This window comes from Pseudomonas putida group bacterium ESBL64, assembly GCF_045277175.1.
GTDB lineage: Bacteria > Pseudomonadota > Gammaproteobacteria > Pseudomonadales > Pseudomonadaceae > Aquipseudomonas > Aquipseudomonas alloputida.
Genome location: NZ_CP145799.1, coordinates 65285 through 79738, shown reverse-complemented (window position 1 = coordinate 79738; position 14454 = coordinate 65285). Strand labels below are relative to the sequence as shown.

Sequence of the window (14454 nt, the reverse complement as noted above, 5' to 3'; positions counted from 1 at the left end):
TGGCGGCCCCAACGAACTAAAGCCGAGCGCCAGTGGTGCGTTAGAAGCTGTCGCCAGGCACGCGAACCCAGCCCTCCATCAGCACGCGAGCACTACGGCTCATGATTGCCTTGGTTACCGTCCACTCACCCTTCACCTGGCGTGCCTCGGCTCCGACCCGCAGGGTGCCCGAAGGATGACCGAAACGCACAGCGCTGCGCTCGCCACCGCCAGCGGCGAGGTTGACCAGCGTGCCCGGAATGGCCGCCGCAGTGCCAATTGCCACCGCAGCCGTACCCATCATGGCATGGTGCAGCTTGCCCATCGACAAGGCCCTCACCAACAGGTCGATCTCATCGGCCTGCACCGCCTTGCCACTGGACGCAGTGTAGGTGCTCGGCGGCGCGACGAAAGCGACTTTCGGCGTGTGCTGACGCCCGGCAGCCTGGTCGACGTTTTCGATCAGGCCCATGCGCACTGCTCCATAGGCACGAATGGTCTCGAAACGCAGCAGCGCCTGGGGGTCACCGTTGATGGCATCCTGCAGTTCCGTACCGCTATAACCAATGTCGGCGGCATTGAGGAAAATGGTCGGGATGCCGGCATTGATCAACGTCGCCTTCAGGGTGCCCACACCGGGCACCTCCAAGTCATCGACCAGCTTGCCGGTGGGGAACATAGCCCCCCCGGCACCGTCTTCGTCGGCGGCGGGGTCAAGGAACTCCAGTTGCACCTCGGCGGCCGGGAACGTGACCCCGTCCAGCTCGAAGTCGCCGGTCTCTTGCACTTCGCCTTCGGTGATCGGAACGTGAGCGATGATGGTCTTGCCGATATTGGCTTGCCAGATGCGCACGGTGGCGATGCCATTGCGCGGAATACGCGCCGGGTCGACCAGGCCACTGCTGATGGCAAACGAACCGACCGCAGCGGACAGGTTGCCGCAGTTGCCACTCCAGTCGACGAAGGCCTTGTCGATGCTGACCTGGCCAAACAGGTAGTCGACATCGTGTTCGGGCTTGATGCTTTGCGACAGGATGACGGTCTTGCTGGTACTGGACGTGGCGCCGCCCATGCCGTCGATCTGCTTGCCGTAAGGGTCGGGGCTGCCGATTACCCGCAGCAGCAGTGCGTCGCGAGCGGGGCCTGGAATTTGCGCCTGCTCGGGCAGGTCTTGCAGGCGGAAGAACACGCCTTTGCTGGTGCCGCCGCGGATGTACGTGGCGGGGATTTTGATCTGGGGTACATGTGCCATTTTTTGGGCATCCTGATAGTCCGGTGAAATACCCTGGGGCTGCCTTGCAGCCCTTTCGCGACACAAGGCCGCTCCCACAGGTACTGCGCCGCCCTTTGTGGGAGCGGCCTTGTGTCGCGAAAGGGCCGCAAAGCGGCCCCCGATTCATGCTCAGGCGGTCGCTTCGAGGAAGTCCTGGGCAAAGCGCTGCAGCACCCCGCCCGCTTCGTAGATCGACACTTCCTCGGCGGTGTCCAGGCGGCAGGTCACCGGTACCTCCAGGCGCTCGCCATTGGCACGGGTAACCACCAGGGTCAGGGTCGCCCGTGGCGTACGCGCACCCAGCACGTCATAGGTTTCGCTGCCATCCAGGCCCAGGGTGTTGCGGTCGGTGCCCGGCTTGAACTCCAGCGGCAGCACGCCCATGCCTACCAGGTTGGTGCGGTGAATACGCTCGAAGCCTTCGGCCACGATCGCCTCGACACCCGCCAGGCGCACGCCCTTGGCCGCCCAGTCGCGCGACGAGCCCTGGCCGTAGTCGGCACCCGCAACGATGATCAGCGGCTGCTTGCGCTGCATGTAGGTTTCGATCGCCTCCCACATGCGGGTAACCTTGCCTTCCGGCTCGATACGCGCCAGCGAGCCCTGCTTCACGCTGCCATCGTCGTTGCGCACCATTTCGTTGAACAGTTTAGGGTTGGCGAAGGTGGCGCGCTGGGCGGTCAGGTGGTCGCCACGGTGGGTAGCGTAGGAGTTGAAGTCTTCTTCCGGCAGGCCCATTTTCGCCAGGTATTCACCGGCGGCGCTGTCGAGCATGATCGCGTTGGACGGCGACAGGTGGTCGGTGGTGATGTTGTCCGGTAGCACCGCCAGCGGGCGCATGCCGCGCAGGGTGCGCTCGCCGGCCAGGGCCCCTTCCCAGTAGGGAGGGCGGCGGATGTAGGTGCTCATCGGGCGCCAATCATACAGCGGCGCAACTTTCGGCCCGCGGTCTTCCTCGATGGCGAACATCGGGATGTATACCTTGCGGAACTGCTCCGGCTTGACCGCAGCACGCACCACCGCATCGATTTCTTCGTCGCTGGGCCAGATGTCCTTGAGGCGGATTTCCTTGCCGTCGACCACCCCCAGTACATCCTTCTCGATGTCGAAGCGGATGGTACCGGCTATGGCGTAGGCGACCACCAGCGGTGGCGAAGCCAGGAAAGCCTGCTTGGCGTACGGGTGGATACGCCCGTCGAAGTTGCGGTTACCCGACAACACGGCAGTGGCGTACAGGTCGCGGTCGATGATTTCTTGCTGAATCACCGGGTCCAGGGCGCCGGACATACCGTTGCAGGTGGTGCAGGCAAAGGCGACGATGCCAAAGCCAAGTTGCTCCAGCTCCTTCTCCAGCCCTGCTTCCTCCAGGTACAGCTGCACGGCCTTGGAGCCGGGTGCCAACGACGACTTGACCCACGGCTTGCGGGTCAGGCCCAGCTTGTTGGCATTGCGCGCAATCAGGCCTGCGGCAATCACGTTGCGCGGGTTGCTGGTGTTGGTGCAACTGGTGATGGCAGCGATGATCACCGCGCCGTCCGGCATCTGCCCCGGCACTTCTTCCCAGCTGCCGGCGATGCCTTTGGCCGCCAGGTCGCTGGTGGCGACGCGGGCATGCGGGTTGGACGGGCCGGCCATGTTGCGTACCACGCTCGACAGGTCGAAGCTCAGGGTGCGCTCGTAGACGGCGCCGCCCAGGCTGTCAGCCCACAGGCCGGTGGCCTTGGCGTAGGTTTCCACCAGTTTGACCTGCTGCTCTTCACGGCCGGTCAGGCGCAGGTAGTCGATGGTCTGCTGGTCGATGGCGAACATCGCCGCCGTGGCGCCGTATTCCGGGGCCATGTTGGAAATGGTGGCGCGGTCGCCCAAGGTCAGGGCGCGAGCACCCTCGCCATGGAACTCCAGGTAAGCGCCGACCACTTTCTGCTTGCGCAGGAATTCGGTCAAGGCCAGTACCAGGTCGGTGGCGGTGATGTTCGGGGCCAGTTTGCCAGTCAGCTCGACGCCGACGATTTCCGGCAGGCGCATCCAGGAGGCGCGGCCGAGCATCACGTTTTCGGCTTCCAGGCCGCCTACGCCGATGGCGATCACACCCAGTGCATCGACATGCGGCGTGTGGCTGTCGGTGCCGACGCAGGTGTCCGGGTAGGCGACACCGCGGTCGCTGTGGACCACCGGCGACATCTTCTCCAGGTTGATCTGGTGCATGATGCCGTTGCCCGGCTGGATCACGTCGACGTTCTTGAACGCCTTCTTGGTCCAGTTGATGAAGTGGAAGCGGTCTTCGTTGCGGCGGTCTTCGATGGCGCGGTTCTTTTCGAAGGCCTGCGAGTCGAAACCACCGCACTCGACGGCCAGCGAGTGGTCGACGATCAGTTGCACCGGCACCACCGGGTTGACCTGGGCCGGGTCGCCGCCTTTGTCGGCAATGGCGTCACGCAGGCCGGCAAGGTCGACCAGCGCAGTCTGGCCAAGGATGTCATGGCACACCACGCGGGCCGGGAACCACGGGAAGTCGAGGTCGCGCTTGCGCTCGATCAGTTGGCTCAGCGAGGCATCGAGCGTAGCAGGGTCGCAGCGGCGCACCAGGTTCTCGGCGAGCACGCGGGACGTGTATGGCAAGCCGTCGTAGGCGCCGGGCTTGATCGCCTCGACCGCCGCGCGGGCATCGAAGTAGTCCAGGTCGGTGCCTGGCAGGTGCTTGCGGTATGCAGTGTTCATCATGGAATCAGGCTCGGTCACAGGATTCGGAAGGTTTCACCGTACCTGTGGGAGCGGGCGTGCCCGCGAATGCGTCAGCAGGTGCACAGTGGTTGCGAGGCCGGCGCATTCGGGGGCACACCCGCTCCCACAAGGGGAACGGGTTGCCTCTCTATAGCTATTCAGCGCTGCTCGATCGGCACGAACTGGCGCTGTTCGACGCCGACATACTCGGCGCTCGGGCGGATGATGCGGTTGTTGGCGCGCTGCTCGAAGACGTGCGCCGCCCAGCCGGTCAGCCGCGAGCAGACGAAGATCGGGGTGAACAGCTTGGTCGGAATGCCCATGAAGTGATACGCCGAGGCATGGTAGAAGTCGGCGTTGGGGAACAGGCGCTTCTGCTCCCACATGGTCTTGTCGATGGCTTCGGACACCGGGTACAGCACCTTGTCACCCACTTCGTCAGCCAGCTGCTTCGACCAGCCCTTGATCACCTCGTTGCGCGGGTCGGACTCTTTGTAGATGGCATGGCCAAAGCCCATGATCTTGTCTTTGCGCTCGAGCATGCGCAGCAGCTCGGCGGTGGCTTCCTGCGGGCTCTGGAAGCGTTCGATCAGTTCCATCGCAGCCTCGTTGGCACCGCCGTGCAGCGGGCCACGCAGCGAGCCGATGGCTGCGGTAACGCAGGAGTACAGGTCAGACAGGGTCGAGGCGCAAACGCGGGCAGTGAAGGTCGAGGCGTTGAATTCGTGTTCAGCGTAGAGAATCAGCGACACGTTCATGACCTTGACGTGCAGCTCGCTCGGCTTCTTGCCGTGCAGCAGGTGCAGGAAGTGGCCACCCAAGGTGTCTTCATCAGTGGTGCAGTCGATGCGTACGCCATGGTGGGTGAAGCGGTACCAGTAGCACATCACGGCCGGGAACAGCGCCAGCAGGCGGTCGGTCTTGTCGCGCTGGGCTTCGAAGGTCAGTTCTGGTTCGAGGGTGCCCAGTACCGAGCAACCGGTGCGCATGACGTCCATCGGGTGGGCATCGCGCGGGATGCGCTCAAGCACTTCCTTCAAGGCTTGCGGCAGGTCACGCAGGCCCTTGAGCTTGCGCTTGTAGTCGGCCAGTTCGGCCTGGGTTGGCAGCTCGCCGTACAGCAGCAGGTAGGCGACTTCTTCGAACTCGGCACCGGCCGCCAGGTCACGCACATCATAACCACGGTAGGTCAGCCCGGCACCGGCCTGGCCCACGGTCGACAGTGCAGTCTGGCCGGCCACCTGGCCACGCAGGCCTGCGCCACTGAGTACTTTTGCTTCGGCCATGGTGTTTCTCCTTTCTTGAATTTGTTATGGATGCTTTCTGGCTAATTCGGGCGCTAGCGCTTAGCCCTTCTTCTGGGCAAACAGTGCATCGAGGCTCTGCTCGAAGGCGTGATAACCAATGGCATCGTAAAGCTCCATGCGAGTCTGCATGGTGTCGATCACGTTCTTTTGCGTGCCGTCACGACGCAGTGCGGCATACACGTTCTCGGCCGCCTTGTTCATGGCGCGGAACGCCGACAGCGGGTACAGCACCAACGACACGTCGACCGAGGCCAGCTCTTCGGTTGTGTACAGCGGCGTGGCACCGAACTCGGTGATGTTGGCCAGGATCGGTGCCTTCACCCGATCAGCGAAAGTCTTGTACATCTGCAGTTCGGTGATGGCTTCCGGGAAGATCATGTCGGCGCCAGCTTCGACACACGCCTCGGCACGGTCCAGGGCGGCGTTCAGGCCTTCGACGGCCAGCGCATCGGTACGCGCCATGATCACGAAGCTGTCATCGCTGCGGGCGTCGACGGCAGCTTTGATACGGTCGACCATTTCCTGCTGGCTGACAATTTCCTTGTTGGGGCGGTGGCCACAACGTTTGGCGCCAACCTGGTCCTCGATATGGATAGCGGCAGCGCCGAACTTGCTCATCGAGCGCACGGTACGGGCAACGTTGAAGGCCGAAGCGCCGAAGCCGGTGTCGACATCCACCAGCAGCGGCAGGTCGCACACGTCGGTGATACGACGCACGTCGGTGAGCACGTCGTCCAAGCCAGTGATGCCCAGGTCTGGCAGGCCCAGGGAGCCAGCGGCCACGCCGCCACCTGACAGGTAGATGGCCTTGAAGCCGGCACGCTTGGCCAGCAGGGCATGGTTGGCGTTGATGGCGCCAACTACCTGCAGCGGGTGTTCAGCGGCAACGGCGTCACGGAAACGCTGACCGGGGGTGCTCTTGACTGTCATTTCTCACCTCGTGTGCTGTTGTTGTGGGCGTCCAGGTAGTGACGCTCGATATTGCGCTTGGACGCGCCGATGTGGCGGCGCATCAGGAGTTCGGCCAGTTCGCCGTCACGGTCGGCGATGGCATCAAGAATGCGATGGTGCTCGGCAAAGGCCTGGCGTGGCCGGTTGGGGGTGGCAGAGAACTGGATACGGTACATGCGCACCAGTTGGTACAGCTCGCCGCAGAGCATCTTGACCAGGGTCTGGTTGCCGCTACCCTGAATAATCCGGTAATGGAAGTCGTAGTCGCCTTCCTGCTGGTAGTACCCCAGGCCGGCCTGGAACGCGGCATCGCGCTCATGGGTGTCGAGCACCCGGCGCAGTTCGTCGATGTCGGCCTGGCTCATGCGTTCGGCGGCCAGGCGGCAGGCCATGCCTTCCAGCGACTCGCGAATTTCGTACAGCTCGATCAGTTCGGCGTGGTTGAGCGATACCACCCGCGCGCCCACATGCGGCACGCGCACCAGCAAGCGCTGGCCTTCAAGGCGGTGGATAGCTTCGCGTAGCGGCCCGCGGCTGATGCCATAGGTGCGCGCCAACTCCGGCTCGGAAATCTTGCTGCCGGGGGCGATATCACCCTTGACAATGGCCGCCTGGATGCGCCGGAAGACGTTTTCGGAGAGGGTTTCCGTTTCGTCTGTCAGCACCGGGCCGGGGGTGGAAAGGTCCTGCATATTGTCGACACCTTTTAAATCTCTTCGCCAGAAACTAACGAAACGAACCCTCCAAGTCAAAGACAAAATGAACATTGTCGACAATCGTCTAATCGCGAACTATCACCACTACAACGCTGTCAGATCGCGCACCGCTGGCGTCAAGACGTCGGCGTGATAGAATGCCGCGCCTCCGATGGGGTATGGATAGCCTGTCTGTCATGCATTCGTGCCTGTTGACAGATCAACGAGGAAGCTTGCGCAGTAATTGCCAGTCACCTTGACCTGAACCTTGCCTAGAACCTTGCAATGCACCGCGCCAGGAATATGAGACTTACACCCGTTTTATTGCTGCTATGCCTCACCCTGCTGCCGGCCCTTGGCCAGGCTGCGGGCAAGACCGTGTATGGTCTCAACGAATACGCACATCTGGGCGACCTGGACCTGGAAGTGGCCGCCAAGCTCGACACCGGTGCCAAGACCGCCTCGCTCAGCGCCCGCGACATCAAGCGGTTCAAGCGCAATGGCGAAAGCTGGGTACGCTTCTACCTCGCCATCGATGCGGCCCATTCGCACCCGATCGAACGCCCACTGGCACGCGTCAGCAAGATCAAGCGCCGGGCCGGCGACTATGATGCCGAATCAGGCAAGGCCTACACGGCCCGCCCGGTCATCGAACTCGAAATCTGCATGGGCCAGACCAGGCGCACCATCGAAGTCAACCTCACCGACCGCAGCGCCTTCCAGTTCCCGCTGCTGATCGGTTCCGAGGCGCTCAAGCACTTCGACGCACTGGTTGACCCAAGCCTTAAATATGCGGCCGGCAAACCTGCCTGTGCCACCGACGCTCCCAAAGCAGAGTAATCCCGATGCGCTCTCTCACCCTCCATCTGAAAGTCCTGATCACCGTGCTGGTGCTATTGGGCGTGGCGGTCACGGCTTATCAGATCTTCGTGCTCGGCATCCCGGTGACCGAGGATGAAACCGACGACCTGTGGAACATCGACGCCAAGGTCGAGTTCGTGGCCAGCAGCAAGGACCCGGTCAAGGTGCAGATGTTCGTGCCACCGCTGAACCGCGACTACGTCAGCCTCAACGAGAGCTTCATCTCCAACAACTACGGGGTCAGCATCAACCGTGCAGACGGCAACCGCAAGGTTACCTGGTCGGCACGTCGCGCCAGTGGTAACCAGACCCTCTACTACCGCCTGGTACTGACCAAGCGCTACAGCAACGAGAAGACCAAGATCAAAGGCCCGACCTTCCGTGACAGCCTGGCCGTCGAGGGCCCCGAGAAGATCGCCGCTGAAGCCCTGATGGCCCCTATACGTCAGCACTCGGCCGACGTCGAGACCTTTGTCAGCGAAACCATCAAGCGGGTCAACAACCTCAACGACGACAACGTCAAGCTGCTGCTGGCTGGCGACACTTCGGCGATGAAGAAGGCCCAGGTCATCGACCTGCTGCTGTCGATCGCCCACGTGCCGATGGAAAAGGTGCACACCATCCGCCTGCTGGCCGACACCCCGCAAACCCCGGAGCTGTGGCTGCGCAGCTTCAACGGCGACGACTGGCTGTACTTCAACCCGGACACCGGTGAGCAAGGCCTGCCGAGCGACCGCCTGCTGTGGTGGACCGGTGACGACAACCTGATCACCGTCGATGGCGGCAAGAAGGCCACTGTCACCTTCAGCATGAACAACAGCGAGATGAACGCCATCCGCCTGGCCAAGCTGACCGACGAGAACACCGACGCCGACTTCCTCGAATACTCGCTGTACGGTCTGCCGCTGCAAACCCAGCAAACCTTCATGATCATGGTCATGATTCCGATCGGCGTGTTGGTGATCCTGGTGCTGCGCAACCTGATCGGCATCCAGACCCTGGGCACATTCACCCCGGTGCTGATCGCCCTGGCGTTCCGCGAAACCCAGCTGGGCTTCGGTATTGTGCTGTTCACGGTGATCACGGCCCTGGGCCTGTCGCTGCGCTCGTACCTGGAACACCTCAAGCTGCAGATGCTGCCACGCCTGTCGGTGGTATTGACCTTCGTCGTGGTGCTGATTGCCGCCATCAGCCTGTTCAGCCACAAGCTGGGCCTTGAACGCGGGCTGTCGGTAGCACTGTTCCCGATGGTGATCCTGACCATGACCATCGAACGCCTGTCGATCACCTGGGAAGAGCGTGGTGGCGGCCATGCCATGAAAGTGGCCATCGGCACGCTGTTCGCCGCCTCCCTGGCACACCTGCTGATGATGGTGCCGGAGCTGGTGTACTTCGTGTTCACCTTCCCGGCGGTGCTGCTGATCCTGGTGGGCTTCATGCTGGCGATGGGCCGTTATCGCGGCTACCGCCTGACCGAACTCGTGCGCTTCAAAGCCTTCCTGAAAAAGGCTGACTCCTGATGTTTGGCCTGATCAAGACGTGGAAAGCCCTGGAGGCCCGGGGCATCATGGGGATCAACCGACGTAACGCGGACTATGTGCTGAAGTACAACAAGCGCAGCCTGTACCCGATCGTCGACGACAAGATCATCACCAAGGAGCGCGCACTGGCGGCCGGCATCCATGTGCCGGAAATGTACGGCATCATCGAGACCGAAAAAGAGATCGATAAGCTCGACCAGATCATCGGCGGTCGCAGCGATTTCGTCATCAAGCCGGCGCAAGGCGCCGGCGGTGACGGCATCCTGGTAATCGCCGACCGCTTCGAGGACCGCTACCGCACAGTGTCGGGCAAGATCATCAGCCATGAGGAAATCGAGCACCAGATTTCCAGCATCCTCACCGGGCTGTACTCCCTCGGCGGGCACCGCGACCGCGCGCTGATCGAGTACCGCGTGACCCCGGACCAGATATTCAAGAGCATCAGTTACGAAGGCGTACCGGACATCCGCATCATCGTGCTCATGGGTTACCCGGTGATGGCCATGCTGCGCCTGCCGACTCGCCAGTCCGGCGGCAAGGCCAACCTGCACCAGGGCGCCATCGGTGTGGGTGTCGACCTGGCCACCGGCGTGACCCTGCGCGGCACCTGGCTGAACAACATCATCAGCAAGCACCCGGACACCACCAACGCGGTGGACGGCGTGCAACTGCCGAACTGGGACGGCTTCATGAAGCTGGCCGCTGGCTGCTATGAACTGTGCGGCCTGGGCTATATCGGCGTGGACATGGTGCTTGACCAGGACAAGGGCCCGCTGATTCTGGAGCTCAACGCCCGCCCGGGGCTGAACATCCAGATTGCCAACGATTGCGGCCTGACTCAGCGCACCCATGCCATCGAGGCGCACATCGAAGCACTGGCCAAGGAGGGTGTGACCGAAGACGCCGAGCAGCGGGTACGGGTAGCACAGGGTCTGTTCGGGCATGTGCCCAACCGCTGAAATACAGGGGCTGCTTTGCAGCCCATTCGCAGCACAAGGTTGCTCTTGCAAGCACTGCAGTTGAATCATGCGCTTCGCTCAACCTGCAGGAACTGCCTTGTGCTGCGTATGGGCCAAACACAATGTTGAATGTCGTACCCAGCGCTAGGCGCTTTTCCTGCACAGGTCTACAATCGCCCTCCTCGCTTTTACATCGCCGTCCATACTGATGCCGACCTGCACGCTACACCCCCTGCCCTACCAACCCGACCCTGCCGCCTATTTCGCCCACCTGCGCCAGGCCCCCGGTGCGATCCTGCTCGACAGCGCCCGCCCCGGCGCCGAACGCGGGCGTTTCGACCTGCTCAGCGCCTGGCCACTGCAACAACAGCAGGCGCAGCCCGATGAAGATGGCCGCGTCTTCCTCCAGCGCCTGCGCGCTGGCCTGGCACAACTGGGCCACGCCGACTTGCCCAACGGTGTAGAACTGCCCTTTGCCGGGGGCCTGATCGGCTACCTGAGCTACGACTTCGGCCGCCGCCTGGAACACCTGCCAAGCCTGGCCGTGGACGACCTCGGCCTGCCAGACGCACAACTGGGCCTGTATGCCTGGGCACTGGTCAGCGATCATCTGCTCGGCACCAGCCAGCTGGTGTTCCACCCGAGCCTGGCAGACGACGAACGCCAACGCCTGATCAGGCTGTTCCAGGACACCACCACCACCACCACCGGCGACTTCCGGCTGCTCGCACCGATGGTCGGTGACCTGGAGCCCGAGCAGTACAAAACAGCGTTCGACCAGGTACAACGCTACATCCAGGCCGGTGACTGCTACCAGATCAACCTCACCCAACGCTTTCGCGCGCCCTGCCAAGGCGATCCATGGCGAGCCTACCAGGCCCTGCGCCAGGCCTGCCCGACACCCTTCTCCGGCTACCAGCAACTGGCCGACGGCAGTACCCTGCTGAGCTTTTCGCCCGAGCGCTTCATCCGCGTCAGCCAGGGCCAGGTGGAAACCCGGCCGATCAAGGGCACCCGCCCACGTGCCAGCGACCCGGCTGAAGATCAGCGTAATGCCCAAGAGCTGCTGCACAGCCCGAAGGACCGCTCGGAAAACCTGATGATCGTCGACCTGCTGCGCAACGACCTGGGGCGCACGTGTGAGATCGGCTCAGTGAAGGTACCGGAACTGTTCAGCCTGGAGAGCTACCCCAATGTGCACCATCTGGTCAGCAGCATCACCGGCCAGCTGGCCAGCGACAAAGATGCGCTGGACCTGATCGGCGACAGCTTCCCTGGCGGCTCGATTACCGGCGCCCCGAAAATCCGTGCCATGCAGATCATCGACGAACTGGAACCCGCGCGCCGCGCGCTGTACTGCGGCTCGCTGCTGTATGTGGATGTGCGCGGCGAAATGGACAGTTCGATCGCCATTCGCAGCTTGCTGATCAAAGATGGACAGGTCAGTTGCTGGGGCGGCGGCGCGGTGGTAGCCGACTCGCAGTGGCAGGCCGAGTATGAAGAGTCGATCGCCAAAGTGCGGGTGCTGATGCAGACCCTGCAGGGCTTGTGAGCCCATCTAGACCACGTTTTTTTTGTTACCATCCCCCTACTACGAGCGCACAGCGCCACAGCCAAGATGGAAACCGCCTGATGAGCCAACCCTTCGACGTCGCCGCCCTGGCCGCGACCTATGCCAACAAGTCCCCGCAGGACATCCTCAAGCTTGCCTTCGAGCACTTCGGTGATGACCTGTGGATCTCCTTCAGCGGCGCCGAGGATGTGGTGCTGGTCGACATGGCCTGGAAGCTGAACAAGCAGGTAAAGGTATTCAGCCTCGACACTGGGCGCCTGCACCCGGAGACCTACCGGTTCATCGACCAGGTACGCGAACAGTACAACCTGCCGATCGAAATCCTCAGCCCGGACCGCGCCAAGCTCGACCCGTTCGTCAAGGAAAAGGGCCTGTTCAGCTTCTACAAGGACGGCCATGGCGAGTGCTGCGGCATTCGCAAGATCGAGCCGCTGCGACGCAAGCTGGCCACCGTCAGCGCCTGGGCCACCGGCCAGCGCCGCGACCAAAGCCCGGGCACCCGCAGCCAGGTGGCAGCACTGGAAATCGACAGCGCCTTTTCCACGCCTGAGCGCACGCTGTACAAGTTCAACCCGCTGGCGCAGATGAGCAGTGAAGAAGTATGGGGTTATATCCGCATGCTCGAGCTGCCGTACAACAGCCTGCACGAGCGTGGCTTCATCAGCATTGGCTGCGAGCCATGCACCCGCCCGGTGCTGCCAAACCAGCATGAGCGTGAAGGGCGCTGGTGGTGGGAAGAGTCGACGCAGAAGGAATGCGGGTTGCATGCGGGCAACCTGATCAGCAAGGCTTGAGATAGCTAGGACGGCCTGTAGGAGCGGGTTTACCCGCGAAGAAGACACCGCGGTGGATGGCACGGGCTTCGCCCGTGTTCGCGGGCAAGCCCGCTCCCACAGGGATCGCGCCAGCTTTTAGACATTGAGCAAGGGCCGTTACTCCCACAGCGACCCCATCACTCCCAAATCAGTGAACCGGCAGCTCGACACCTTCGAACAACGCTTCCAGCTCTTGCTTGTTATGGCACTGAATGGCCTTGGCCATCACTTCACGGGTCAGGTGCGGGGCAAACTTCTCAATGAAGTCGCACATGAAGCCGCGCAGGAAGGTACCCCGACGGAAGCCGATCTTGGTGATGCTGGCTTCGAACAGCTCACTGGCATCCAGCGCCACCAAGTCACTGTCGAGCTTGGCGTCCACAGCCATGCCGGCAACGATACCCACGCCCAGCCCCAGGCGCACATACGTCTTGATCACGTCGGCGTCAGCCGCGGTGAAGACCACCTTTGGCGTGAGGCCACGGTGATTGAAAGCCTCATCCAGCTTTGAGCGCCCGGTGAAACCGAACACGTAGGTGACGATCGGGTACTCGGCGACGGCTTCCAGGGTCAGTTTCGGCAGCTTGGCCAGCGGGTGCCCCTGCGGCACCACAACGCAACGGTTCCACTTGTAGCACGGCATCATGATCAGATCGCCGAACAGCTCCAGCGCCTCGGTGGCGATGGCGAAATCGACCGTACCGTCCGCAGCCATCTCGGCAATCTGCATGGGCGAACCCTGATGCATGTGCAGGGACACCTCCGGATACTGCTTGATAAAGCTGCTGATAACCGGCGGCAACGCGTAGCGCGCCTGGGTGTGGGTGGTGGCGATGGACAGCGTGCCCTTCTTCTCGTTGGAGAACTCTTGGGCAATCTGCTTGATGCTCTCGACCTTGCGCAGGATTTCGCCTGCGGTATTGATGATGCGCTCACCGGCCGGGGTCACGCGGGTCAGATGCTTGCCGCTGCGGGCAAAGACTTCAACACCCAATTCGTCTTCGAGCAGGCGGATCTGCTTGCTGATACCTGGCTGGGAGGTATACAGGCTCTGCGCCGTCGCGGAGACGTTGAGGTCATGGTGCGCCACTTCCCAGATGTAGCGCAGTTGTTGAAGCTTCATAGGTTTCCCTCGGTTCAGCGATGAGTCCGCGGCAGCAGGCAGCGACGATATATAACTATATTAGTGGTTCTGGAAATAAATCTAGAACTATTTTGTTACATGCCCACGGAAATGGACTGCACCTATCTTCACGTTTTCCTACGCCCCAGATGCTGCGCCAAGGGCACCATGTACACCGGCACCGGCGACAGCTGCAGCAGCCGCACCGCCGTGCGCCCAAGCGGTACATCCACCCCGGCACCGGCACTGTGGCTACCGAATATCAACAGGTCGACGCTTAGCCGCTGGGCCTGGTCGAGAATCACCTGCGCCGGGTCGCCCTGACGCACACGCACGGCCTTGATCACTGCCAGGTCAGCCTCTTCGCCCAACTCGTCGCGAAAGTTTTCCAGCACACGCTGCTCTATGTTCGCCATCACTGTATTCACCCCCTGGCTGTGCAATTGATCGAGCGTCTGCTCATCGAGGTAGCTTTGCAGGAGGGATTCGGCGAACTGGCCCATCGGCTCGACCGCGTGGATCACATACAACTCGGCACCGAACGTGCGCGCCAGGGCCAGCGCGTGTTGCATCACGAAAGGGGCGTAGACACCGAGGTCGGTGGCGTACAGCATGGAGCGGATCATTCGACCTCCTCGACTGCCGCAGCGGCAGAG

General features: G+C 62.4%; 12 protein-coding genes. 5 read left to right on the top strand and 7 right to left on the bottom strand.

Annotated elements, in window-relative coordinates:
• Positions 1–40: 40 nt before the first annotated feature.
• The 5 genes from prpF to V6093_RS00365 form a co-directional block, all read right to left on the bottom strand.
• Entirely contained in the window at positions 41–1231 is a 1191-nt protein-coding gene (gene prpF / locus V6093_RS00385; protein WP_346641237.1) for a 2-methylaconitate cis-trans isomerase PrpF, read from the bottom strand.
• 150 nt (positions 1232–1381) lie between these two features.
• Positions 1382–3970 carry a Fe/S-dependent 2-methylisocitrate dehydratase AcnD gene (gene acnD, locus V6093_RS00380; RefSeq protein ID WP_406669818.1) on the bottom strand — a complete coding sequence of 863 codons (2589 nt, stop codon included), beginning with the start codon at positions 3968–3970 and terminating at the stop codon, positions 1382–1384.
• A 161-nt stretch (positions 3971–4131) separates the two neighbouring features.
• Positions 4132–5259 (bottom strand): 2-methylcitrate synthase, encoded by a 1128-nt coding sequence (gene prpC / locus V6093_RS00375; protein WP_003250313.1) that lies wholly within the window; start codon positions 5257–5259, stop codon positions 4132–4134.
• 60 nt (positions 5260–5319) lie between these two features.
• Positions 5320–6210, bottom strand: a complete 891-nt coding sequence (gene prpB, locus V6093_RS00370) for a methylisocitrate lyase (protein ID WP_003250310.1) — start codon at positions 6208–6210, stop codon at positions 5320–5322.
• Positions 6207–6923, bottom strand: a complete 717-nt coding sequence (locus V6093_RS00365; protein ID WP_003250308.1) for a GntR family transcriptional regulator — start codon at positions 6921–6923, stop codon at positions 6207–6209. The genes prpB and V6093_RS00365 overlap by 4 nt, the downstream gene beginning before the upstream one ends.
• 306 nt (positions 6924–7229) lie before the next feature.
• On the opposite strand from V6093_RS00365, the gene V6093_RS00360 reads away from it, so the two are divergent.
• The 5 genes from V6093_RS00360 to V6093_RS00340 all read left to right on the top strand — a co-directional run bounded on the left by V6093_RS00360 (position 7230) and on the right by V6093_RS00340 (position 12654).
• Positions 7230–7766 carry an ATP-dependent zinc protease gene (locus V6093_RS00360; RefSeq protein WP_010953297.1) on the top strand — a complete coding sequence of 179 codons (537 nt, stop codon included), beginning with the start codon at positions 7230–7232 and terminating at the stop codon, positions 7764–7766.
• A gap of 5 nt (positions 7767–7771) precedes the next feature.
• Positions 7772–9307: an inactive transglutaminase family protein gene (locus V6093_RS00355; protein ID WP_003250305.1), complete on the top strand. Its 1536-nt coding sequence runs from the start codon at positions 7772–7774 to the stop codon at positions 9305–9307.
• Complete coding sequence (locus V6093_RS00350; RefSeq protein ID WP_003250303.1) at positions 9307–10287, top strand: alpha-L-glutamate ligase-like protein; 981 nt, start codon at positions 9307–9309, stop codon at positions 10285–10287. The genes V6093_RS00355 and V6093_RS00350 overlap by 1 nt, the downstream gene beginning before the upstream one ends.
• Before the next feature lie 208 nt (positions 10288–10495).
• Entirely contained in the window at positions 10496–11839 is a 1344-nt protein-coding gene (pabB, locus tag V6093_RS00345) for an aminodeoxychorismate synthase component I (RefSeq protein ID WP_108079124.1), read from the top strand.
• Positions 11840–11919: 80 nt separating this feature from the next.
• Positions 11920–12654: a phosphoadenylyl-sulfate reductase gene (locus tag V6093_RS00340; protein ID WP_003250299.1), complete on the top strand. Its 735-nt coding sequence runs from the start codon at positions 11920–11922 to the stop codon at positions 12652–12654.
• 169 nt (positions 12655–12823) lie between these two features.
• Here the strand turns inward: V6093_RS00340 and cysB are convergent, their stop codons facing one another.
• Positions 12824–13798, bottom strand: coding sequence for an HTH-type transcriptional regulator CysB (gene cysB / locus V6093_RS00335; RefSeq protein WP_003250297.1), 975 nt, complete (start codon positions 13796–13798; stop codon positions 12824–12826).
• A 128-nt stretch (positions 13799–13926) separates the two neighbouring features.
• Positions 13927–14424 carry a universal stress protein gene (locus V6093_RS00330; RefSeq protein WP_003250295.1) on the bottom strand — a complete coding sequence of 166 codons (498 nt, stop codon included), beginning with the start codon at positions 14422–14424 and terminating at the stop codon, positions 13927–13929.
• Positions 14425–14454: the final 30 nt, after the last annotated feature.